The 24,560-nt window shown below is 48.7% G+C and carries 23 protein-coding genes; 22 read left to right on the forward strand and 1 reads right to left on the reverse strand.

Features of this window, described 5'->3' with window-relative positions; genetic code table 11:
- Positions 1–195: 195 nt before the first annotated feature.
- Positions 196–747 (reverse strand): hypothetical protein, encoded by a 552-nt coding sequence (locus tag H6B30_RS07455; protein ID WP_205109210.1) that lies wholly within the window; start codon positions 745–747, stop codon positions 196–198.
- Between the two features lie 436 nt (positions 748–1,183).
- On the opposite strand from H6B30_RS07455, the gene H6B30_RS07460 reads away from it, so the two are divergent.
- The 22 genes from H6B30_RS07460 (at position 1,184) to H6B30_RS07565 (ending at position 24,492) form a co-directional block, all read left to right on the forward strand.
- Complete coding sequence (locus H6B30_RS07460; protein ID WP_205109212.1) at positions 1,184–1,675, forward strand: helix-turn-helix domain-containing protein; 492 nt, start codon at positions 1,184–1,186, stop codon at positions 1,673–1,675.
- A gap of 176 nt (positions 1,676–1,851) precedes the next feature.
- On the forward strand, positions 1,852–3,561 hold the full coding sequence (locus H6B30_RS07465) for a DUF4099 domain-containing protein (protein ID WP_205109214.1): 1,710 nt from the start codon (positions 1,852–1,854) through the stop codon (positions 3,559–3,561).
- Between the two features lie 345 nt (positions 3,562–3,906).
- Positions 3,907–6,009 carry a type IA DNA topoisomerase gene (locus H6B30_RS07470; RefSeq protein WP_205109216.1) on the forward strand — a complete coding sequence of 701 codons (2,103 nt, stop codon included), beginning with the start codon at positions 3,907–3,909 and terminating at the stop codon, positions 6,007–6,009.
- A 313-nt stretch (positions 6,010–6,322) separates the two neighbouring features.
- Complete coding sequence (locus H6B30_RS07475) at positions 6,323–6,775, forward strand: DUF1896 family protein (protein ID WP_205109218.1); 453 nt, start codon at positions 6,323–6,325, stop codon at positions 6,773–6,775.
- Entirely contained in the window at positions 6,762–12,818 is a 6,057-nt protein-coding gene (locus tag H6B30_RS07480) for a helicase-like domain-containing protein (protein WP_205109220.1), read from the forward strand. Before H6B30_RS07475 ends, H6B30_RS07480 begins: the two co-directional genes overlap by 14 nt.
- Positions 12,819–13,413: 595 nt before the next feature.
- Positions 13,414–14,529, forward strand: a complete 1,116-nt coding sequence (locus H6B30_RS07485; protein WP_071148900.1) for a tyrosine-type recombinase/integrase — start codon at positions 13,414–13,416, stop codon at positions 14,527–14,529.
- Between the two features lie 69 nt (positions 14,530–14,598).
- A complete protein-coding gene (locus tag H6B30_RS07490; protein ID WP_205109222.1) occupies positions 14,599–15,168 on the forward strand; it encodes a DUF4274 domain-containing protein in 570 nt (189 codons plus the stop codon).
- A gap of 96 nt (positions 15,169–15,264) precedes the next feature.
- Positions 15,265–15,699: a hypothetical protein gene (locus H6B30_RS07495; protein ID WP_205109224.1), complete on the forward strand. Its 435-nt coding sequence runs from the start codon at positions 15,265–15,267 to the stop codon at positions 15,697–15,699.
- A gap of 78 nt (positions 15,700–15,777) precedes the next feature.
- Positions 15,778–16,671 carry an immunity 22 family protein gene (locus H6B30_RS07500; protein ID WP_205109226.1) on the forward strand — a complete coding sequence of 298 codons (894 nt, stop codon included), beginning with the start codon at positions 15,778–15,780 and terminating at the stop codon, positions 16,669–16,671.
- Positions 16,672–16,755: 84 nt separating this feature from the next.
- Positions 16,756–17,244 carry a DUF2004 domain-containing protein gene (locus H6B30_RS07505; RefSeq protein WP_032952383.1) on the forward strand — a complete coding sequence of 163 codons (489 nt, stop codon included), beginning with the start codon at positions 16,756–16,758 and terminating at the stop codon, positions 17,242–17,244.
- Between the two features lie 79 nt (positions 17,245–17,323).
- On the forward strand, positions 17,324–17,587 hold the full coding sequence (locus tag H6B30_RS07510; RefSeq protein WP_032952384.1) for an Imm32 family immunity protein: 264 nt from the start codon (positions 17,324–17,326) through the stop codon (positions 17,585–17,587).
- A gap of 67 nt (positions 17,588–17,654) precedes the next feature.
- A complete protein-coding gene (locus tag H6B30_RS07515; RefSeq protein WP_205109228.1) occupies positions 17,655–18,266 on the forward strand; it encodes a DUF6707 family protein in 612 nt (203 codons plus the stop codon).
- An 80-nt stretch (positions 18,267–18,346) separates the two neighbouring features.
- Complete coding sequence (locus H6B30_RS07520) at positions 18,347–18,781, forward strand: hypothetical protein (protein ID WP_087251719.1); 435 nt, start codon at positions 18,347–18,349, stop codon at positions 18,779–18,781.
- 77 nt (positions 18,782–18,858) lie between these two features.
- Complete coding sequence (locus H6B30_RS07525) at positions 18,859–19,353, forward strand: SMI1/KNR4 family protein (protein WP_087339918.1); 495 nt, start codon at positions 18,859–18,861, stop codon at positions 19,351–19,353.
- Positions 19,354–19,428: 75 nt separating this feature from the next.
- Positions 19,429–19,806 carry a hypothetical protein gene (locus tag H6B30_RS07530; protein WP_205109230.1) on the forward strand — a complete coding sequence of 126 codons (378 nt, stop codon included), beginning with the start codon at positions 19,429–19,431 and terminating at the stop codon, positions 19,804–19,806.
- A 77-nt stretch (positions 19,807–19,883) separates the two neighbouring features.
- Complete coding sequence (locus tag H6B30_RS07535) at positions 19,884–20,546, forward strand: hypothetical protein (RefSeq protein WP_205109232.1); 663 nt, start codon at positions 19,884–19,886, stop codon at positions 20,544–20,546.
- Between the two features lie 68 nt (positions 20,547–20,614).
- A complete protein-coding gene (locus H6B30_RS07540) occupies positions 20,615–21,580 on the forward strand; it encodes a hypothetical protein (protein WP_071148905.1) in 966 nt (321 codons plus the stop codon).
- 76 nt (positions 21,581–21,656) lie between these two features.
- Complete coding sequence (locus H6B30_RS07545) at positions 21,657–21,911, forward strand: immunity 17 family protein (RefSeq protein WP_071148906.1); 255 nt, start codon at positions 21,657–21,659, stop codon at positions 21,909–21,911.
- Positions 21,912–21,933: 22 nt separating this feature from the next.
- Positions 21,934–22,365 carry a hypothetical protein gene (locus H6B30_RS07550; protein WP_205109234.1) on the forward strand — a complete coding sequence of 144 codons (432 nt, stop codon included), beginning with the start codon at positions 21,934–21,936 and terminating at the stop codon, positions 22,363–22,365.
- Complete coding sequence (locus tag H6B30_RS07555; protein ID WP_205109236.1) at positions 22,341–22,790, forward strand: hypothetical protein; 450 nt, start codon at positions 22,341–22,343, stop codon at positions 22,788–22,790. The genes H6B30_RS07550 and H6B30_RS07555 overlap by 25 nt, the downstream gene beginning before the upstream one ends.
- Before the next feature lie 229 nt (positions 22,791–23,019).
- Complete coding sequence (locus H6B30_RS07560; RefSeq protein ID WP_205109237.1) at positions 23,020–23,592, forward strand: DUF4948 family protein; 573 nt, start codon at positions 23,020–23,022, stop codon at positions 23,590–23,592.
- Positions 23,593–23,613: 21 nt separating this feature from the next.
- Positions 23,614–24,492, forward strand: a complete 879-nt coding sequence (locus H6B30_RS07565; RefSeq protein ID WP_083380899.1) for a WG repeat-containing protein — start codon at positions 23,614–23,616, stop codon at positions 24,490–24,492.
- Positions 24,493–24,560 lie beyond the last annotated feature (68 nt).

The following is a 24,560-nucleotide window of genomic DNA, read 5'->3' on the forward strand; positions in this document are numbered from 1 at the left end:
AAGCCAATGAGTTGGCAATCCTAATCTCACCGCCTAAAGATACGGAAAAATAACAGAAAGGCAGACCGCAGGGCAGGAAAATTTTGCGAATTACCTATTCCGGTTGGTCAAATACCTGCAAATGAATAAATTGAGGCACACGCAATATGCTCACAGCAGATTATATTCAATATGACATGGACAAGTATTTTCATGTCATTCAATACCGTACAGCTTCTTTTTGGCGCAGACAAAAGAATTCCAATCCTGGAAAAGTTCTTTGATGCGGTTCACATATTTGTTGCCTTTCTTGTAGTCCCAATCCCAATGTACCCAAACCGTGTGGTATTTCTGGTTCGTATCCACCGAATAGTGGTGCGTTTCCATTAGGATGTCGTCAATGTGGTTCCTGAAATCTTGGATGTTGTCCCAAGTGGAGAACACCGGGTCGTATTCCTCGCCCTCCTTGAAATCCTTCGTCATATACTTTGTTTCTTTGTAATAGGTGCGGGATATGGATTCGTATTTCTCCAAAGTGTCCAGCGGCAATGTTTCAATGTCGTATTTCTCCACAATCTTGCGCAATTCGCAGGTGTCGCAGGGTGCATTGCTTACTACAAAGGCTTCGTGTTTCATGCCATCGTTCAGTCTTGTGAGAATCGGATAAAACTCCGTCGGCTTGTCAGGATTGTACCCGCAAGCCAACCATTTCCACATCAGCAGACCGACTGCGAGGATGGTCAGGAGAAGTATCGTTCGTTTCTTCATACTATTCTGTTTCCTTTATTGTCAATCCTCTCCAACTCGTTTTTCCAAGTTGCCCAACTCGTTTCCGTGAGTTGCTCAACTCGCCGGGCTGAGTTGCCCAACTCACGATTTCGGGCCGCTGGACTTGCGGAAACGGGGCGGGCAGGCTTCGACAATGGCGTATTGCACACAATAAATTCAAATGTACAAAAATATTCGGGAGGCGCAGGCTTCCGCTCCGGATTTAACATTTCGAACGGTGCGGAAGAGAAAACAAGAGCGGCTTCGCCCGTGCTTGAATGCCGGGCAGAGCCGCCTTTTTTGCGCCCGTATGCGGGGAAAACAGGGGGCGGCGGGAGGAAAACGGAAAAAATCATTCCATACCCTTCCCATACTATGGAATGCGCCTGCGGAGGATTGCAGACCTTTGCACCGTAATCATTAAGAAATAACAGTTATGGACACAATGACAATGGAACAAGCCCGTGGCAGGACGGGCACGGGAAACGGCGGCAAGACCGGGCGGAAAACCGTCAGGGGGAAAGACCCGGAGGCCGTGGCACGGGAACAGTTCGAGGCATGGATGCAACGCATCATGGAGCGGTTTGACCGTCAGGACAAAATCATCTCGGTGCTGATAAACAAGGATGCCGCCGGGGTGAAGTACATGGACGGGGAACGGCTGTATGACAACCAGGACCTGTGCGAGATGCTGCGCACCAGCAAGCGGTCGCTGCAACGCTTCCGCAGCGAGTACGGGCTGCGCTACCGGAAAATCAGCCGCAAGAGCTACTACAAGGAGTCGGACGTGCTGGAGTTCATCAGCCGGAACATGGAGGAGGTGGTGCAGGACGGCGAGAAGGTGCTGAAGATGAAGGACGAGGCAAAGAGGAAACCGGACAAGGCGAAAAGAAAAGGCGGCGGGAAACGTGTGGCGGTACACCGCTGAGAGTATATCGCAAAGGCGAAAAGAAGGAAAAAGGGATGCATGGGCAGAGTCCCGGCAGTCCCGGCATCCCGCCCCGCCCAATGTTTGCGGACATGGACAAAGGGAAAGCGATACGACAAGAAAACGGATAAGCGGTGCAAGCCGTAGTGTTAATTATCAATTAAAAAACATCAAAAATGGAACAGAAAAAGAAAAACGAGAAAGACGTGCTGGTCGTCCGCGACGAGAAGACGGGCGAAATCAGCGTAGTAGCCGGGCTGGACAGCAAGGGTTATCCGAAGACGGCTCCAGCAAAGGCAGAACACTCGCAGGACTTCCTGCGCTTCGACCGCCACGGCGACATGGTGGATAACTTCTTCAGGAACTTCTACCGCCAGTGCAAGGAGCCGACACGCTTCGGCTTCTACCGGGTGGCGGCGGACATGGCAGATGCGGTGCTGCCGGTCATCAAGGATTTGCTGAAAGACCCTGCGGCAAACGCGGAAATGCTCGCGGCGCACAAGGTGGACACCGCCGAATACCAAAAGCAGGCGGAAACGCTGGCCGGTGGGCAGGCTCCGGAAACGGAGGAGGCGAAAAGAGAAAACGCCGAAACGGAGGCTGTGGAACAGCAGGCTACGGAGGAGACGAAAAAAGAGAATACTGACGAAAATAGTGTACAACAAAAAACAGATGAGACAATGGAAGAACTGAAACAAGAACAGGGCGTACAGCCGTCCCAAGAGGGCGGAACGCCGACGGAACAGGTGCAGGAGCCTGCACAGGAGCAACAGCAACAGAAGCCGGAGAAGCAGAACCTAATAGCGGACGGCGATGTGGACTGGGAGGAGCTGCGCAAGTGCGGCATTGACAGGGAAAAGCTTTCAGAAAAGGATTTGAAAGCCCTGATGAATTACGGCAAGACGGGGCTGGTGACGGTGAAGCCGACCTTCGCCTATGAGAGCTACGAGCTGCAAGCCCGCCTCTCATTCCAAAAAACGGAGGACGGCAAGCTGAAACTCACTCCGCATTTCATCCGTGACGCGCCAAGGCTGGATGTTCCCTATAAGGGCTATTCCTTTACGGACGAGGACAGGAACAACCTGAAACACACGGGAAATCTGGGCAAGATGGTGAGCGTGGCGGATGAGAGGACCGGCGAGTTCCGCCCCTCGTACATCAGCATCGACCGCCTGACGAATGAAATCGTGGATGTTCCGGCGAACAAGGTGCGCATCCCGGACAAAATCGGGCTGACCCCCGTGTCATCGGCGGAGAAGGACATCCTGCGTGCCGGGCTTGCCTTGCCCAAGGAAGTGACGCTCAAGAACGGGCGTAAGTTCCATGCCCTGCTCCAAGTGAACGCCGACAAGCGCGATGTGGAGTTCGTGCCGGGACAGAAAAATCAGAATCAGGCACAACGGCTGGCGGACAGCAGGCGGGGGCAAAACAATGACCCGTCCGACACGCAGCAGAACCAAGGGAACGAAAGCGACGGGAAGCGGCAACGCCGCAACCGCTCGTGGACGAACGAGGACGGCAGCATCCGTCCCATCAAAAAATGGAAAGACGACACATTTACCGAACAGCAAATCAAGGATTACGTGGCGGGCAAGACGGTGGTGCTTGCCAACGCGAAGGACGACCAAGGGCAGCCCTGCACGAAGTACCTGAAGTTCAGCTTCGAGAAAGGGCGTCCGCTGACCTACTCGCAGAATCCCGACCTTGCGCAGACCGTCGCCCCGTCGAACGAGAGCAGGACGCAGCTTGCCGTGAACAACGAGGGCAAGACCAACGAGGCCACCAAGCACGTGAAGGAGCCGTTGCAGCAGGGTCAGACCGCACCAAAGGACGAAACCCAGCAGAAACGGCAGACCAAGAAATCCAAAGGCATGAAGGTGTCCTGATTGCCGCCACTAAATCCATCCGACAATAATCAACGGATTGAAACGGGGTTTGAACACCGCCCTGTGCCGCATATCCCACGGACAAGGACGTGCCCCGTTTCATTTCCATCTAAGAAGCTGTTTTGAATTTCTCCAAAAAGTTTTTCTTGGCTTGATGTATCCGTTTCCGTGTGTGCTTTGGGCAATTTTTTGGTCCTTTTCGCTCCTGTTCTTCGTCAGATAGCCCGCTATCTTCCTCATCACAGAAGCGAAAATGCCTCAAAAACTTATCCCAAATCATCGCACGATAAATTCAAAACAGCTTCTAAAAAAACAAAAGTATCAACAGATTAAATAGAAAAAGACATGATTACCATATTGGCAGAAAAACCGAGCGTCGCCCGTGAGATAGCACGGATTGTCGGCGCAATGAAAAGAGAAGAAGGGTATTTCACCGGAAACGGCTACCACGTGACATGGGCATTGGGGCATCTGGTACAACTTGCCCTGCCCGACGGGTACGGCATCAAGGGCTTCCGGCGTGACAGCCTGCCCGTCATCCCCGAAAGGTTCGAGTTAATCCCCCGTCAGGTGAAGACGGACAAGGGCTACAAGGCGGACGCAGCGGCGGTGAAGCAAATCAAGGTGATAACCAAGCTGTGGAACGAGAGCGACAGTATTATCGTGGCAACCGACTGTGCCCGTGAAGGAGAATTGATATTCCGCTACCTCTATGCCTATACCGGCTGTACCTTGCCCTTTCAAAGACTGTGGATAAGCTCGCTGACCGATGCCGCCATCCGCAAGGGATTGAAAGAATTGAAGGACGGTCACGAATACGACTGTCTCTATCATGCCGCCAAAGCCCGTAGCGAAGCCGACTGGCTGGTGGGCATCAACGGCACGCAGGCATTGACCGTCGCCGCCGGACGGGGCACGTATTCCGTAGGGCGTGTGCAGACACCCACGCTGGCGATGGTCTGCAAGCGTTTCTGGGAGAACAAGCGTTTCACGCCCGAACCGGTACACCAGCTGCATTTCTCCACTCCGTCGGTGAGCGTGGATGAGCTTGTGAAGTTCGCCTCGGTGGAGAAATGGAAAGACAAGGAGGAAGCCGCCGCATTATATAATAAGGTAAAGGCACAAATGGCGGCAACCGTTGTCAAAGTCGAAAAGAAAGAGAAGGTGGAGAACCCTCCATTATTATATGACTTAACTACACTTCAAAAGGAGGCGAACACGAAGCACGGCTTCACGGCGGAGCAGACGCTCGACCTCGTGCAGAAGCTCTATGAGGCGAAGCTCGTCACCTATCCGAGAACGTCGAGCCGCTACATCCCGGAGGACGTGTTTGACGAAGTGCCTGCGCTGTTCGACCGTCTGGCAGGTCATTCGTCCTTTGCGGAGAAGATTGCAGATATGGGCGAACTGAACCGCCGCAGCGTGGACGCATCGAAAGTGACCGACCACCATGCGCTGTTGGTGACCCCGAACCGTCCGCTGGCTCTTTACAAGAACGAGCAGCTCATCTACGACATGATTGTGGGGCGCATGATTGAGGCATTTTCCCCGGAGTGCGTCAAGGACACGACCACCGTCCGTGCGGAGTGCGAAGGCGTGGCGTTTGAAACCAAAGGGTGTATCATCCGCAAGGTGGGCTGGCGTTCGGTCTATGGCGAGGACAGGGAGGACACCGTACTGCCCGACTGGAAGGAGGGTAACACGCTGGCGATGAACGGCTGCACGATGAGTTCGGGCATGACCCGTCCGAAGCCGCTGCACACGGAAAGCACCCTGCTGGCGGCAATGGAGACCGCCGGGCGCGAGGGTGTGGAGGACGAGGAAGCGCGGCAGGCGTTGAAGGACTGCGGCATCGGCACGCCCGCCACCCGTGCCGCCATCATCGAGACCCTGCTCCGGCGCGAATACATGGTGCGCGTGAAGAAATCGCTCGTGCCGACGGAGAAAGGGCTTGCCCTGTATTCCATCGTGAAGGGCATGGACATCGCCGATGTGGAAATGACCGGGCGCTGGGAGTCGGAACTGGCGGAGATAGAAAAAGGCAGGACGCCGCACGAGGCTTTCCTGCGTGACATCGAGGGCTACACCCGCAAGATAACCACCGAACTGCTCGCCTGCGATAAAATCTTCGGTCACAAGGCATCGGGCTGTGCCTGCCCCAAGTGCGGCACGGGCACGATGCAGTTCTACGGCAAGGTGGTGCGCTGCGACAACCCGGACTGCGCCCTGCCGGTGTTCCGCCAGATAGCGGGCAGGACGCTCACCGACACGGAAATGACCGACCTGCTGGCAAAAGGAAGGACGGATGTCCTCAGCGGCTTCAAGAGCAAGCAGGGCAAGCCGTTCAGCGCGGCGGTCGCCTTCGACGCGGATTTCAACACCGTGTTCGAGTTTCCGGAGGCGAAAAGAACAAGAAAAGGGACAAACATGAAAGGAAGAAGAAAATAAATGACTACTTTTTGATAAAGTAAGCAGCATCTCGGAATAAAAATAAGCGAACTTATTTTGTTCTCCCCTCGATTTGCATTACTTTTGCCACTGATTCATGTAATAATCTGTTTCAATTCGTTGATACTGTTTATTTACATGGATTTAGTGGCGGCACTCGGAGGGATACCGGGTGCCTTTTTTCTTTCTTTCCGGCAAATGCCGGACAAGCCGGCAAAAAGGGAGGTACAGGTCGGCGGGCTCAGCCTCACACAGCCGGTGAAAAGAGTAACGGACATATCTATAATCATTTATCCACTAAATCCATAAAAAGATGAAACAGAACAAGAAAACCGTTCCAGTGGAACTGTCCTATTACGGGCTGTACCTGCTGGACTACCTGAGAAAATACCATCCTGACAAAGCATCGGATACCGGTTTCATTGCCGGACGCGAAGAAGCCGCCACCGCCACTTTCGAGAAGGAAAGGCTGGCGGGCGGCACGGTGGAGGACGCCCACGAGGAAGCCATGCGCGTGCTGCTCGAAGGGCTGCACTTCTCTCCCTACGCCCTGCTGACGGAGGTCGTGGAGAGGGAGTTTGCCGACGAGGTGGCGGAACAGGAGCGTGAACCGTTCTGCCGCAGGCTCTACCCCCACCTGAACAACCTGTTTGCCGGTTACGACACGTCGGATGACACCTTCGCCCTGTCACCCGCGCATGACCTGCTCTACACGGAGCTGGTAGGAACCGTCATGCTTTATCTGGAGTCCTATGGCGTTCAATAGAAAACAGAAGCTGAGGGACAACATCGAGGCGGTACGCACGGCGTTCACGCTTGACCGGGAACGGCGCACCCCGACGGAAAGGGAACGTGCGCTGCTGGAGCGGTACTGTGGCTTCGGAGGGCTGAAGTGCATCCTGAACCCGGCAAAGGAACTGGCGGATGCCGTGCATTGGGTGAAGTCCGACCTCGAACTGTTCGCCCCGACGGTGGAACTGCACCGTATCATCCGTGAGAACAGCAGGGACGAAACGGAGTACAAGCGGTATGTGGACTCGCTGAAAGCCTCGGTGCTGACGGCGTTCTACACGCCGCAAGCCATCACGGACACCATTGTGGACGTGCTCCACGACAAGAAGGTGCGCCCGAAGCTCGTGCTGGAGCCGTCGGCGGGCATGGGCGCGTTCATCGCCCCGGTACTGTCGGACAATCCGCAGGCGGAGGTCATGGCTTTCGAGAAAGACCTGCTGACGGGCAAGATGCTCGGACACCTGTACCCGCAGCAGAAGATACGCACGGAAGGCTTCGAGAAGATAGAAAAGCCGTTCCTGAACCGGTTTGACCTTGCGGTTTCCAACATCCCTTTCGGGGATATAGCGGTGTTCGACCCGGAATACACCAATGGCTCGGTATTCAAAAAGATAGCGGCAAGGAAGGTGCATACCTATTTCTTTCTGAAAGGGCTGGACGCGGTGCGTGACGGCGGTATCGTGGCATTCATCACCTCGCAGGGCGTGCTGGACACGGAGGGCAACGGCGGCACACGCTACATGATGATGAGAAAGGCGGATCTGGTGTCCGCCATCCGCCTGCCGAACAACCTGTTCACGGACAATGCCAACACGGAGGTGGGGTGCGACCTGATTATCCTACAAAAGAACGAGGGCAAGGAGGAGCTTTCCGAAGAGGACAAGAGGTTGGGCGATGTCGTAAAGAACAACCATACGGGAATTTCCACCAACGGGTATTTTTTCGACCACCCGGAATACATCATCCACACCGACGCGAAAAGGGATACCGACCCCTACGGCAAGCCGGCTATGGTATATACGCACAGCGGCGGCGTGGAGGGCATCGCCACGGACTTGTACCGGATATTGTCGGCGGACCTGTCGGCACGGCTGGACTTGGAACGCTACAACGGTGTCAAGGGGGAAAGGCAGGAACCCCGGCAGGCAATTGTCGTACAGCCTGCACAGGCGGAGGCGAAAAAAGGGAATGACATCAGGCAGGTTGCCGGGCAAGAAGCGGAGGTGAAAAGAGAAAATAACATCAAAACTGCTGCCGGGCAGGGTACAGAGGTGAAAAAAGGAAATGCCCTGACGGATACGGGTGAACAGACGGAAACGAAAAGAGAAGGGAATCCGGTACAGCCGATGAGAGCCGTAGCGCAGGGAGCGGAAACGAAGCAGTCCGAGGCTCCTGTAATGGACCTGTACGACCTGTTCGGCTACACGCAGGAGGAGCGCAGATTGGCGGAACGGGGACTGAAACCGGACAGGAAGAAAGGAACCAAGTCCAAACGCCGGAAGCCGGTGCAACCGTCATTGTTCCCGATGCCTGCTGACGGGCAGCGGGTAACGGCGGAAAAAGAAAATGAAGCGGCAAGAGGCAGAAGCGCGGAAACGGCTCCTGCCATCAGCCCCGAAGAGGTACGGGAGATGGAGGAAATCATCCGTCAAGAGGCGAGCGGAATGCCGGAAAGCCGGCACGAAGAGCCAATACCCATGCACGGAAATCCTGAAGGCGCTACCGCCCCAGCCGAAGACGATGACCCGGAGGATGCCGTTTACCGCAGTCTGGACTGGGAAACCAACCCGCCCATCAACGGATTCTATGAGATGATGATGTCACTCACACCCGAAAGGCGTGCCGAACTGCGCCAGATGGGAAAGGAAAAAATGGATGCCAATGCCGCCAAGCAAACGGCAGGGCTGTCGGAGACGAAAAAAGAAAAGGTACAGGCGAGGGAAACGGAACAATCCTCGTCCGTGCGCCCGACCTATCCGGTAGAGAACGGCTTTGAGGCAGAGGGAAGAAGACGGATTGAGCGTGTGGAAAGGGAGATGCGGGAGGAGGAAGCAGCCCTGACACCGGAAGAACGGCAGCGCAGGAAAGAGGAAGCGATGATGCCCCGTCCGTTCAAGGGCATTATGGAGCCGCACCTGAAGGAAGGCTCGCTGGTATGGGAACATACCGGCGGCGTCCGCTTCCAAATCGGGGTGCTGAAGGATGTCACCAAGTACGGGGCGACCTTCCAGCCGCTCGACATGGAGGGGATGCAGGCGCAGAAGGCACAACTGTACATCGACCTGCGCAACACCTACGAGCGGCTCTACACCCACGAAGCGGAAAACCACGAGGAGAACGCCCTGCTGCGCCGCAACCTGAACACCTACTATGACGAGTTTGTCATGCGCTACGGCAACCTGAACGCCAAGCACAACGCCAAGCTCATCCTGATGGACGCTTCGGGGCGCAACATGCTCTCGCTGGAGCGCGGCGAGAACGGGCAGTTCGTCAAGGCGGACATCTTCGACCATCCCGTCGCCTTCTCGCAGGAAACACTTGCCGGAGTGGAGTCGCCCGAAGAAGCCCTGTCCGCCTCGCTGAACCGGTACGGCGGCGTGAACCTGCCCTACATGGAGTCGCTTTGTGATTTGCCGCAGGCGGAGATACTCGAAGCCCTGAAAGGACGAGTGTTCTACAATCCGCTGGAGAATAGCTATGAGATTGCCGACCGCTTCATCGCCGGAAACGTGGTGCAGAAAGTCGCCGACGTGGAAAATTGGGTGAATAGTCATGAGGGACACGAAATGCTGCCGCAGGCGAAAGAGGCGCTTGAAACCCTGAAAGATGCCGTGCCCGAACAAATCCCCTTCGAGGACTTGGACTTCAACTTCGGGGAGCGTTGGATACCCACGGGAGTGTATGCCGCCTACATGAGCCGCCTGTTCGATACGGAGGTGCGGATAACCTATTCGGAAAACATCGACGAGTATGCGGTGGCGTGCAGCCACAAGACGATGAAAATCACGGACGAGTTTCTGGTGAAAGGCTATTACCGCCACTACGACGGCATGAACCTCCTGAAGCACGCCCTGCACAACACCTGCCCGGACATGATGAAAAGCATCGGCAAGGACGAGCACGGCAATGACATCAAGGTGTGCGACAGCGAGGGCATACAGCTTGCCAATGCGAAGATTGATGAAATTCGCAACGGCTTCACCGAATGGCTGGAGGAACAGTCGCCGGAGTTCAAGAAACGGCTGACGGACATGTACAACAACAAGTTCAACTGCTTCGTGCGCCCGAAGTACGACGGCTCGCACCAGAAGTTCCCGGACTTGGACCTGAAAGGCTTGGGGATAAAGGACTTGTATCCTTCGCAGAAGGACTGCGTATGGATGCTGAAATTGAACATCGGCGGTATCGCCGACCAGGAAGTGGGCGGCGGCAAGACGCTGATAATGTGTGTCGCATCCTATGAGATGAAGCGTCTGGGGCTGGTTCACAAGCCGATGATTATCGGGCTGAAAGCCAACGTGCGCGAGATTGCCGAGACCTACCGCAAGGCTTATCCCAACGCGAAAATACTCTATGCCTCGGAAAAAGACTTTACGGCAGCCAACCGTGTGCGCTTCTTCAACGACATCAAGAACAACGACTGGGATTGCATCATCATGTCGCACGACCAGTTCTGCAAGATACCGCAGTCGCCGGAGTTGCAGCAGCGCATCTTGCAGGAAGAGCTGGACTCGGTGGAGGAAAACCTCGAAGTGCTGCGCAATCAGGGCAAGGACGTGTCACGCGCCATGCTGAGGGGGCTGGAGAAAAGAAAAATCAACCTTCAGGCGAAGCTCGAAAAGGTGGAACACGCCATCAAGTCACGCACGGACGATGTGGTGGACTTCAAGCAGATGGGCATCGACCACCTCTTTGTCGATGAGAGCCACCAGTTCAAGAACCTGACGTTCAACACGCGCCATGACCGTGTGGCGGGGCTGGGCAACTCCGAAGGAAGCCAGAAGGCGTTGAACCTGCTGTTCGCCATCCGCACCATACAGGAGAGGACGGGCAGGGACTTGGGGGCGACGTTCCTGTCTGGCACGACCATCAGCAACTCGCTGACGGAACTGTACCTGCTGTTCAAATACCTGCGCCCGAAGGCGCTGGAGAAACAGGACATCCGCTGCTTCGACGCATGGGCGGCGATATTCGCCAAAAAGACCACCGACTTCGAGTTCAACGTGACGAACAACATCGTGCAGAAGGAACGCTTCCGCTATTTCATCAAGGTGCCGGAGCTGGCGGCGTTCTACAACGAGATAACCGACTACCGCACGGCGGAGGACATTGGCGTGGACCGTCCGAAGAAGAACGAGATACTGCACCACATACCGCCCACCCCGGACCAAGAGGTGTTTATCGGGAAGCTGATGCAGTTCGCCAAGTCGGGAGATGCGACGATATTGGGCAGACCGCCGCTCTCGGAAACGGAGGAGAAGGCGAAGATGCTCATCGCCACGGACTACGCACGGAAGATGGCGCTGGATATGCGCATGATTGACCCGAATTACGAAGACCACCCCGACAACAAGGCAAGCCATTGCGCCAAGATGATAGCGGAATACTACCGCAAATACGACGCGCACAAAGGCACGCAGTTCGTCTTTTCGGATTTGGGCACGTATCAGCCCGGTGGCGGCTGGAGCGTGTACACCGAAATCAAACGCAAGCTGGTGGAGGACTACGGCATTCCCGCAAGCGAAATCCGCTTTATTCAGGAGTGCAAGAACGAGAAGGCACGGAAGGCGGTGATAGAGGCGATGAACAGCGGTTATGTGCGTGTGTTGTTCGGCTCGACGAGTATGCTCGGCACGGGAGTAAATGCCCAAAGGAGGGCGGTGGCCATCCATCACCTCGACACGCCGTGGCGCCCGTCCGACCTCGCCCAGCGTGACGGACGGGCAGTGCGGAAAGGCAACGAGATTGCCAAGCTGTATGCGGATAATAAGGTGGATGTCATTATCTATGCGGTGGAGAAGTCGCTGGACAGCTACAAGTTCAACCTGCTGCATTGCAAGCAGACGTTCATCTCGCAGTTGAAAAGCGGCGCGTTGGGCGCACGAACCATCGACGAGGGGGCGATGGACGAGAAGTCGGGCATGAACTTTTCGGAGTACATGGCGATACTCTCCGGCAACACGGACTTGCTGGACAAGGCGAAGCTCGAAAAGAAAATCGCCTCGCTGGAGGGCGAACGCAAATCGTTCCACAAGGGCAAGCGGGATTCGGAGTTGAAATTGGAGAGCAAGACCTCGGCGCTTAGGAACAACCAAGCGGTCATCGCCGGCATGACGGAGGACTGGGAGAAGTTTACCGCCGCCGTACAGACTGACAAGGAGGGCAACCGGCTCAATCCCATCAAGATTGACGGGCTGGACACCACCGACGAGAAGGCCATCGGCAAGCGGTTACAGGAGATAGCGAAGAACGCCACGACGGGAGGACAGTACAAGCGCGTGGGCGAATTGTATGGCTTCCCCATCGAGGTGGTCAGCGAAAAGACACTCAAAGACGGGCTGGAGTTCTGCGACAACCGCTTTGTGGTGGCAGGCAACTACAGGTACAGCTACAACAACGGGCATCTGGCGATGGCGGATACCCATGCCGCCGCCGTGAACTTCCTGAACGCGCTGGAGAAGATACCCTCGGTCATCGACCAGTACAAGGCGAAAAAAGAAGTGCTGGAGCAAGAGATACCGCAGTTGCGGGAGATAGCGGGCAAGACATGGAAGAAAGAGGATGAATTGAAGCAACTGAAATCCGAACTTGCCGCCCTTGACCGCAAGATACAGCTGGAGCTGGCACCCAAGCAAGAGGAAACGCCCGGTCAGGGGCAGGAACAAGGCGGTCAGACAATGCCGAAAGCGGAACATGTGCCGAAGCCGGACGATGCAGCGCATGACTATATCCGCAGCCATGTCATCATAGGCAGTCCGGGGATAGAACACAGGGAATACCGGGGAGTGAAGCTGTAAGCGGAAGCCGGGAAAGGCGGTGTACCCCTGACGGGAGTGTAGCAATTTATATTTGACACACTCCCGTTTTTAATTTTTTATGATAGCGCTCTAAGGATTTGTCCGCCTGAGCATTCTTGCCCGTCTTGCGCGGGGTATTATAAGAAAAATCTGTGAGACCAGCAAAAAAACGGCTGTTTTTTCTTCTGTTTTCAATGGAATTGTTTAACTTTGGAGCGGTATAGGGGCTGTGCGCCCCCAAATTGAATGCGATGAACAGGATTAATTTTAATAGGAAAGCATATCATGGCAAGAGAAACGACGACATACAAGGGAGCAGCCGTATCCGTCCCGCCGGGGACGGACTTCTACCGCGTGCCGTTTCCTGCTGCGGATTTTCTCCAAGAAACCGGTTCTGACCATCCGCATCGCTGCCCCCTATCCATATCCCATTGCCCTCTTCCTTCTCAAAAGCAAAGCGGAGGAAAAGCCATGTCCGGCGGTATTCACTCAACGGGTTTCCCGTGCCTGAATGCCGCCGGATGTTGTTATGTGCCGGGCAAGGGAATCCCATGCGGAGGCATGGCTTCCGGACAACCATTAAAAGCGGTTCATTATGGAAATATATCAGAATAAACCCCGAATAAAACTTTCGCCGACCGTCCGGCACGGCAGGAAGTTCATCGAAGTCAGCTTCGACCACGACGGCCTGCGCCTGCCGCTGTCGAAGGAGGAAGGTGTGCAGCTTGTCGGCGGCAGGGCTTATCTGCCGGAAGAGAGCTTCGTGCTTGCGGAGTTCTTCGACCGCTATGTGAAGATGGCGTTCATCGACTACTCCGCCATAAAGGGCTACACGCCCCGGAAAGAGGAGGACAGCCGTCCGCCGCTGCCCGCCGGCTATCTGGAAAAACTCCGTCAGGTGCGATACAGCGACCACACGGTACGGGTATATACCGGTTACTTCCGGGATTTTCAGGAGCATTTCAGGGAACGGGAGGTAAAGGCCATCACGTCCGACGAGATAAACGGCTACCTGCTGTATCTCATCCGTGAGCGGAACATATCCTCGTGCCAGCAGAACCAGCGCATCAACGCCATCAAGTTCTACTACGAGAAAGTGCTCGGCCAGGAACGGCGGTGCTACAAGGTGAACCGTGCCAAGCGCGAGAAGACCCTGCCCGACGTGCTGAGCAAGGAGGAAATCAAGCGGATACTCGATGTGGCGGCGAAAGACCTGCGTTTCTTCTGCATGTTCTCCATCCTCTACTCCGCCGGCCTGCGCATCAGCGAACTGCTGGAACTGAAGCCCGGCGACATCAACGAGTCCCGCAACCTGATACGGGTGCGGCAGGGCAAGGGCAAGAAAGACCGCTACACGCTGCTGTCGAGGCCGCTGATGAAGAAGCTGACGGAATACAACCGTCTGTATAAGCCGAAAGTGTGGCTCTTCGAGCGCAGGCCGGGCGAACCCTTTACGGAAAGCATCGTGTCGAAACGGCTGAAAGCCGCCGCACAGGAGGCGGGCATCACGAAACGGATTTATCCGCACCTGCTGCGCCACTCCTTTGCCACACATCTGCTGGAGCAAGGGACGGACATCAAGATTGTGAAGGAGCTGATGGGACATAACAACATCAAGACAACGGAGCGGTATGTCCACATCGCCGACACCTATAAGAGCAATATCAAAAGCCCGTTGGACGACTTAATAATGGAGGACAACGAGGTCTGATACTTAAAGAAAATAACAGCGGATTTCGCTGATAGTATAACGTTATCAATCAAAATAAATTATAATACTATGTACGAAAATTTAAGTGAGAAACGGAAACAAGAGTTGGACACATTGAGAGAATGGGCAGTGTGCGCCGGAAATGAATACTATTTTTCAATGGCTCAATCCGACTTTGACAAGCATATGGAAGGTTGTAAGGATGAAGAATTTTTTAAGGCGTACTCACGCCAACGAAAAATTGGGATGGAAGAATTTGCCAATGAAATATCAAGGCAAATAACATCAATTCACAATTCAGAAGAATTGCATTATTTATTAGAGAGCTATAACTACGATGATGGAAATTGGACTATTACGCAGTGTATAAACCATCCATACTGTGATATTCGTACTGCACGAATGGTTTATTGGCTTCTAAACCCAGACTACTTCTATGATAATTATGCAGACCTCGAACACGTTCCCGATTCTGATATATATGAAGGAACTCCCAAGCTATTGAAATTTATTGAAGAAAAAGTTCTATCAGACGGATTCGTACATAGTTTAACATCTGAATATGAAGATGTAGAAGTTCCAAGTTCGAATGAATATAAGAATAGGATACCAGATTCTTTATTCGCAGGCAAAGATTGATAACACGCACCTCAATCGCCACAAATGGCGATTAGCTGCAAAACATTAGCCACCTGAAAAAAGAAATATAATATTTCATCAAGATAAAACTAATTTATGAATAGTAGTTACGATAATTCTTTGATTGAATATGCGGATGAACTGGCAATAAATTATAAACTGATTTCAGATATATCTTATTGCGTAGAAAATATAAATACGTACTTTCCATTTGTAGGAGAACGCATTAATTTTCGTCTGTTAAATAACACCAAATTTGTAGATTCAGATCAAGAGCATATTTCTTTTGATGCTGTCAATTTTATCAAAAGCTTATTAGACAAAAGAATATGTCGTAGTGATGATGTTGTAATTTATATAGGTGATAGCTTAACGAATAATGGTTACGAGTTTTATTTGAATGATTTGTTGAAGATTATTCCTTTTTTAGTAAGCAAGATTCCCCAGCATCATTATGTATTGTTCAAAGATTTCAAAAAGATTATTTACATATCATTTGAAAATGAAATCAGATTTGGTGTAATAAATTAGGTGGCTAACAAACGGATAAATCACCCTTAAAGTGGATTATCCACCGAACATTAGTCGCTTGAAAAATAAAAAAAGAAAATGAGTAAGATAATGATATGGGTCGGTCAATTCAATTCCGAAGTTGACTTTGAGAAATATATGGATCAATCGGCTTTCCGTCAATGGTGGAAAGATTACGATGAAGACAATAAGGAACTTCGTTGCCAATTCTGTAAGGAGCTTGGTGTAATGAGCTATGATGAGGATTTTCTTATTATGAAATTCACATCTGATGGCTTGGCTGGATTGCTTAACCTTATTCCTGCTGATACCCAAAAGATAAGTCTGTCGATGGCTGATAAAAATATAGCTATGGCAAATGCAGTTGTCTGCTATAATTGTCGTGAAGGTATATCTCCTAAGAAGGCAGAGAATACCACAACCATGACTTATCTTGGTACGTTCGAGTTTGAACTGTCGCCTGAAGGAGTGCAAGGGTCTAATGCCGGATTAGAATATATGATTTGGATTGGCACGACCGATAAAAGCCGGGAAGAGTTTATGGAGTATTTCAATCAAGATGAATACATGAAAGAAATACGAGATTACGAAGAAGGTCGTACAAAGAAACGTCCCAATCCGGAACATCGCTGTCAGTTTTGTAAAGACGTTAATATAAAGTATTACTATCCAGAATTTCTAACTGTGGAAATTAAGGATGAACCCGAAAATCCTTTTAATCTTGTTAGAATGATGATTGATAACAAACTTGTCCTTGACTGGTATATTGAATCCGATATTGATGAATACCACATAAAGCCATCAAATTGTATTGTGTGCTATATACCCAATGGTTTCAAGGACAACAAAAGGAATCAGAAAATCTTTATTAAGAAGAAAAATTATGATTCATATGAAACACCTAAAAAATTTGTGGATGAATTAGACAGTTACAACGGTATTCAATATTTGGAAACTTATATTGCAGAATAAAGCGACTAACAAACGGATAAATTTCCCTTAAAGGTCGATTATCCACTGGACATTAATCGCTTGAAAGAATAAAAAAGACGAAATATGAAAAAGAACATTACTTACTTCGGAGAAGTAGAAATCAACTCTCCCCAAGAATATAATGAGGGACAAATAGTTATTGACAATCGTCAGATAAAATTAGATCTGAATTTCTATGATGGTGTGCCTGAATATGACTGGGTTGCAGAATATGAAAACTATATCAAGGACTTGGAACAACATAAAGCCGATGTGGAAGCAGCCATTCGTGCCGATTACGAAGATGGAGGTGATGTTAAGGAATATGTCGATTTTCATCTTGAAGAATTGGACGCTTCTATAATTGATAAAGTTTTAGTAGGTACAGATGCCTCTAAATCCAAAGAAGAAAGGTTATTGACTGCATTAAAATTGAAACGCATCGGTTTCTATCCCGGCAACGAAAACTATGCCGTATGGGATTATACCATAGGTAGAGAAATTACAGATCTGTTAGTGGTTGTAAATACTGATAGCACAGGTAAAATCAACTATGTAACATGGGAGAATTGAAAAACGACTAACAGGCATATCAATCGCCCTTGAAAGGTCGGTTGCCCACTAAACATTTGCTTATAAAATTGAATTGCAAATGAATAAAGTAAAAATAGAAATAGAATATAACGCAAATGGATTACCTATTCTTGAAAGATTAGGAAACCCGTATCTTTCTTTTAGATTAGGAAATCCTAATGAACTTTATATCGAGGGAAATCAAGATGGACTTCTTCTATTAGCTAAAGCGTTGCTTGGCATGGCTGAATATGTAAATAGTGATGGCTATCATATTCATCTTGATGACCTTTACAAAATAAACAATGCTGATAAAACATTTACAATAAGTAAAAGCGAATAACAAGCGGATTAATCTCCCCTAAACGGTTGATTATCCGACGAACATTACCCACAAAAGAATGAAGAAGATGGAAACAGGAATAGAATTGTTTGAATCAATAATGAACTCTTGCCCCCAAAAGAAGGTAGCGAGTTTGTGCAAAAAGTTAGTAAAGAAATGTTCTTTTAATAGTGGCGCAGATGCCGAAAATCTATGCCACTTAGCTTATCGGCTTTTTGTGTATGGGTATATTGAAGAAACTTTTGCAGTTTGTCGCTATACGCATGACATCCCCTTTCCGGGAAAAGGGGTTTATCGTGTATGGGATTTCATATTATATATATGGGGACTTGAAGTATTTCTTTTGTATAAGCAAGAAAAACATGAAGAAGCTAATGCAAGAGCAAAAGAAATAGATTCTATTAGAGCACAACCAGTGGATAGTATATTCAATACCCCAGAAAAACGCAGAGAATTTATTGATAAACTATATCAACGTGTTGTTTATCCAGATGTACTGCTTCAAGAGAAGATTGAAAAAGAAGAAAATGAACGAAATGCCAATGAATATCGTTTTTTAGCACTTATCAGGATGGTAGGGTGTGGCGCAACCGGGCTTTATCCAAATTTATCAGCACATTGGAATGAATTACAGCAAGATATAGATAACTATGTATCTATTCTTTCAAAAGAAAAATGAATTATGTGGGTAACAAGTGGCTCAACCTCCCCGAAAAGTCGGTTAGCCACCGAACATTATAAACAATAAAACAAATTTTTATGGAAGATTTTGATATTCTAAAGAGATTTGACAATGATAAGCTAATAGATGTTGTGAAAAATTATAAGCGTTACGGCTATGATGATGAAATTCGTGATTATGCTATTAATTTATTGGAAGAAAGAGGCTGGAGCATTGAGGATTTGAAAACATTCGGTTATTGGGAAAATTCCGATTACGAAGAAGCATTGATACAATACAAAGCTTATTGTAGAAATTCACTGATAGCTGTCTGTGTCTTGGTATTAAGTCTTTGTATGCTGGTACCTATCTATCTTGTATTTGTTTTTATGGCATATCGGAATGTATGTAAGTTCTATCAGGCATTAGGGAGAAAGGAAGAAGCCGTATTCTCCTTTGACTTGTGTTGGCATGTTTTGTTGTTCTTCTACCTAAAAGAGAAAATGAAAGAGGAGTTAAAAGGAATAAGATAAGTTTATAACAAGGTCGAGAAAACAACTTAACATTGTCTCTCACCAAACCATTATAAACCAGTAAAAAGTAAGAAAATATGATTGAAGCATTAAAAAAGATAGGATTCATCGTCACGGAACGATTGGAAAGAAAAGAACTAAGTCCTGATTTCCTTAACCGGTATTCAAATCTTCCTGCCGATTATCTGGAGTTCTTACAGCAATTTCAAGTCATTACGAATGAATGTGAAAACGTATGGTTTAATTCCATAGAGGACTTTAATGGGGATAGCAATAGCGAATTTCGTTGGAATGAATTTGAATTGATGGGACTTGAGACATTTGATGATGATGAAGAGGAAACTGAAATAATACGTTGCTTTTGGGACACTCATGTACCTATTGCTTTATCTGTAAAAGACGGATACCGATATTTGAGCATAGATTTATCATCAGAAAACTATGGTAAAATCTATTGCGGAGTTGAACCCGAATTTGAAGAATCGGCGGAATTGGTTTGTGATAGCTTCAATCAATTGTTGGAAATGTTGTCTTCTAATGAGAAAGAGGATATACTGACAAATTTCAAATAGGTTTATAACAAGCGGCTTAACCGCCCCGAAAAGGTAGGTTAGCCACCAAACATTATTCGCTCTAAAAATAAAAAAATGAATAACAATGATTTCATAGACTATTTGAAAAACAATCTGCATAACGCCGGAGATGGTTTGATTCGTCAAATTAGAATTAATTTGGCGGAATACAAAATCATTTTGGAATTATCCGTAGAAAATTCAGAAGGGTGGTTTAACCTTGAAATCATTGCAGAAAATATATCTGAATTTACTATAAGGCAAAAACGAAATGAAGATTTACAAGTCATCTTTAATATGGATATACAAATAATAGATGGTCTATATTGCTTCAATTTAGACTGTGTGGAGGTAAATTATGACATTAACCAAATCCGCAAATCTAATTTTTATTTTGTATGTGAAACTTTTAATGTTAGTTTTTTGCCTTATCAAGAGAAAATTAGCGAATAACAAGCGGCTTAACCTCCCCAGATAAGGGTCGGTTAGCCACCAAACATTATCTGCTTAGAAGCTAATACAATATGAGCATGAAATATTATCCAAAAGGATGGCATATTTACAATTTCTTGGTTACACCGCAAGAATTGAAAGACATTTTGCGAGGGTTTCACATTGTGGAACACTGCAGGAGAGTACCTGCGGATTATATAGAAAGCAACTTTGCAGATTTTGTAAGGGATTACGAAAATTTTTACCGTTTACTAACGTCCGGTGAAAGAATCGATCATATTATACTCAACAATTTGCTCAAAGGCTTTTCGAATAATCTAAGTAAGTGTGCCTATGGAGCTCCCTTTCAAGATTCAAATGATAAATTATGGTATAAAACAATGGATTTCAGTGAGCCTTGTGTTGGGTTTAATATATTTGCTCTATACCTTGACAAAGAACGTAAGTTACAAACCAAATTCAGTTACATAAATTCCCCGGAGAATATCATGGGGGTTCAATTACAATATCCTAAGAAAATATATTCAACAGAGGAAAATAGAGAAATACTATGTGATGAGTTGGAAAATTATAATGATGTGTACCAAGTGGTGGTAGAAAGGATTAAGCAATTATGCAGAAATCTGACGATTACGATAGGTGAAAATGTGCATAGAACTAAGATAAAGATAAGTCCTACTGCATCAAAAGATATTGAAGGAAGTCATTTTATAAAAGAATTTAATTGTATTATAAAATAAAGCGCATAACAAGCGGATGAATCGCCTATAATGGTCGATTACCCGCTGAACATTATAAGCAGAAAACAATGAAACCAAATTTGATAACAGGTATTTCTGAAAACGCATCATATAATTGCCATGGCAATATAGACTTGGCAGTTCTGGCGGCTATCTTTCAAAGAACGGATAGTCGAAATGACTTATTCAGATTATCTGATAAACAATTCATAAGCCTATTTCAAATAACCCCCAGCTTCTTTTTGTTTGAATATGGGGAGAAGGTGAAAACACTAATTGATAGGTGTTACTATGATTCAGAGCCTATGTATTCTGATTATTTGGCGATTTGGGAATTTGCACAATGCTTACAATCTTTGATATTTGCACCTATTCATACAAATTCATATTTTAATGAATTTACAAAACTATATTCATATCTGAATATTATTAACGTGAATCGGTCAAATTTGAAAAACAAGGCGCATTATAGAAATAAACTCTTCCAATCGTTTCTTTTCTCTTCACCATATTCTTGGGAGTTTAGCCGACACATAAAACTATCAAAAAATTGTATCACATACAATGGGAATAATATTGAGGATATTCTATCTAAATTCTTTAATGTAGAGAAAGAAGAAAACGAAACGGACAAGAGTGCTATGATTGACGGCATAAATAGCATACTAAAAACGACATATTCATATATGGTAGGCGAGAAATTATTTATGCCTTATCATCCTCAAAAGGATATCTATTCGTATTATTATTTTCATCCCACCGACTTTATCGAATTGTATCAGAATAACAAGGCTCTATTCTATGCGTATTTGGATAATAGTGTGGATGGTAAAGCTACTTTTATGAAAAGGGCATTTGTTTATAATTATAGCTTGTTTATAATATCAAGTCCTGATATAGTCATGTCAGAACTTGATTGTTATTGTAAGCATAAAGATAGGATTCTTGATGTCTTATTTTTATCAAATTCAACATTGCCTAATTCAGTTATTAAGAAAATCAAATTTGGCTATATAGAAAAAGCAAATGAATAAAAAACAGCTTATAACAAGCGGCTCAACCTCTCCTGAAAAGGGTGATTAGCTACCAAACGTTATAATAATACAGACAATGAACGAACAGATAGACAGACATTTTGAGTGGATAGCCGAGAATCCCCGCTACGGCTATCTGATAGCGGGCGGCATCCTGCTGCTGTGGCTCATCGGCGTGATATGCGGGTGGAAATGGACCTACGAGCCGAACCGGTGGGGATGGTATTGGGTGCGCGACACTTTCGGCGAAAAGGCGTTGCGTATCTGTGTGGGCGCATTGCTGGTCATCGCCCTGGCAGGTGTGGCGTGCCTTTATTTTGCCACGGCGTAGGAAACGAAAAACGGAATGCCTTATGAGGAAACAGGAATATAAAGAGCAAGAGCGGCCACGACGCTACTATTTCTTCGACTATTTGTTTTGGTTGGGAGAAATGGCGCAGCAGCATTACAAAGGCGAGCCACGTCGGCCCGACGGGGATAGTATGCTGATGCTTTGCATCATGGTTGTTGTCCTTGGGCCGATAATTACCATCGTCTTATGTTTCGACCCTCCTGTACGCGATTTCCTTGTAATCGCCATGATTGCCTGTAGCGCGGTAATAGTCGATCTGCCCGGCAGGATATATCCACCCTCCCGGCGGAAGGCGGTCATGCGGCACTATGCAGGACGCAGGTTCAGCCCTGCCCGGTGTTACTTTTTCCTGTTCTCTCTTGCCTTTTTGCTTATCGCCAATATACCCTTATGGGGAACAGTACTAAAATGGATAGACAAAACTATCAAATGACAGACAGTCGGAACGTGTTTTGCCGCTTCTTCTACATATTAGTGATGCTGCATAAAATCATGCATAGCCATTTCACCGACTGGAACAACAAAAGGAAGCGCAAGGCGTTGGGGGCCGGGATATATGCCCTGACCATCCTCCCCGAATTGCTCCTGCTGAACGGTACTCTGTTCGCGGCGGCGGGACAAGACGAGTATGTGCATCTGGAATCCGACTGTCAGAAGGTCGTCTTTTACGGCGTGTCGGTGCTGGCTTTGCTGCTGATGGCCATCCCTTGGGGATTTCTGGATGACAAGAAAATCCGCAAGGAAGTCCGGCAGGAACTCCGTGAGCGTCCCCGCTACTGGAAACGGGCGATGGTGATTTACATTGCGGCTATCGTGGCGTTGGTGGTAGCGGTGAACATTGCGTTTCCCTACTTATAATACTAAGCCGGAGTCAGCGCTGAAGTTCCACAACGGTGGAAAGGTTCATTGAAATAAGCGGAAAACTTAAAGTGTTGAAACGGGTCACAAACAGCTTCATAACTTCCAAAAGCCGAAATGAATCATCAGGAAGACTCCAAGGGAACATATTGAAAACCGAGCGTAAATGTACCATTTTTCCGGCTTTTACGGCAGGATTGCGAGGTGTTTTTTATAATTTTGTATGCAAATGAAAGGCAAGATACGAAAATACATACCGATTTTAATGTGGACGGCGCTGCTGCTTGCGGCAGGGTGCGGCGCTCCTCCCGTGCCACCGTCCGACGAGGAGATGGCACAGTACTTCCTCGCGCATGAAGCAGCGTTCGAGACGCTTCGGGAGGTCATCGCCCGCTGTCCCTACGGGATGTACTATCCGCCCTACGACACGCGGGACACCGCCTGCCTGAAAGGAATCTCCGTGGAAGACCGGCATAGGCTGGACTCGCTGCTGGCGGCAATCTCTTGTGAGCGGGTGTTCTACTACGGGAAGGAGGCGAAGAAAGAGGCGATGAAGAAGTCCGGTTGGGACGGGCAGGACACCATTTACACGAGCCTTAGCGTGCCGTACTTCTCGCACGGCTACTCGATTGGCGGGACAAGCAAGGACTTCGTGTACGATCCGGGACTGGAAGACCATCCCGACGGGCACGTCACGGAACACGGAGATTTGAACGAGATATACCGCAGGGCATACAACGACACCACGCTGTACAAACGGATTAAGGGAGACTGGTACATTCAGTTGGAGCATGACAACTGACCGATAACTTAACTGACGTATATGGAGAAGGGACAACGGAAATACGGGCTGAAAACAAAGGGAAACATAATATTCCTGTGTGTCGCCATGATTCTGTGCGGCTGCGGCTGCGCACGGCATTACACGGTCTTCCAATACGACAACGGCGACGATTATTCCAGTGAGGGGCTGTACCGTATCGTGGACAGGAAAGGACGCATCGGCTATGCCGACAAAGAGGGAAAGACGGTCATCCGCCCCCGTTTTGCTTTCGGCTATCCCTTTGAGGGAGGCAGGGCAAAGGTAACGGATTCCGGCCAACGGAAAGAGGTGCCCGGTTCCGGCGGAGAGTACCATTATTGGGAAAGCGACGGATGGTATTATATCGACCGGAACGGGAACAAGCTGCCGGATTACCGGCTGCTGCAGAGCTTACGGTACACTTATACGGGTGATTCCATCATAATAACAGACGATGCAGATAAAGAGCAATGCGCAGGCATCCATGAAAACATGATACGGCCTGTCCTGGCAGAGCTGGCATCCTCCCTGAACGGATGCGGAGAAGCGGAGCGCATGGCCGACCGAGCTGGATACTGCGATGTCCGCCATTACCTCGAAGTGCCCGGAACGGATTCCCTGCAGGGAGGAAATATCTGGATAACGGTGGACATCCTGTCGTCCAATAACCCGGATTTCAATCGCTGCTTGAATGCCATTGGGAAAAAGGAGTACTACGCCTTGAAATGGGCGCCGGAATCCCCGGAACAATGCCTTGTGTTCACAGAGGAAAGGAAACTGGTCGTCGTGTGGTGCAGCCTGTTCCATGACGGAAAAGAGGCGGTGCAAAAGGTAAGGAAGATATTGGAGCCTTTAACCGTCGATTCTCCGAAGTATAAGAAACAAACAGAAGGACACTAAAACTTAGAGCTTATGTTGAAAGAAATAGTATATTGGATATTGACCTGGGCGGCATTTTTTAAGTCGGT

Source organism: Marseilla massiliensis (assembly GCF_016899955.1).
In the GTDB taxonomy this organism is placed as follows: domain Bacteria; phylum Bacteroidota; class Bacteroidia; order Bacteroidales; family Bacteroidaceae; genus Prevotella; species Prevotella intestinigallinarum.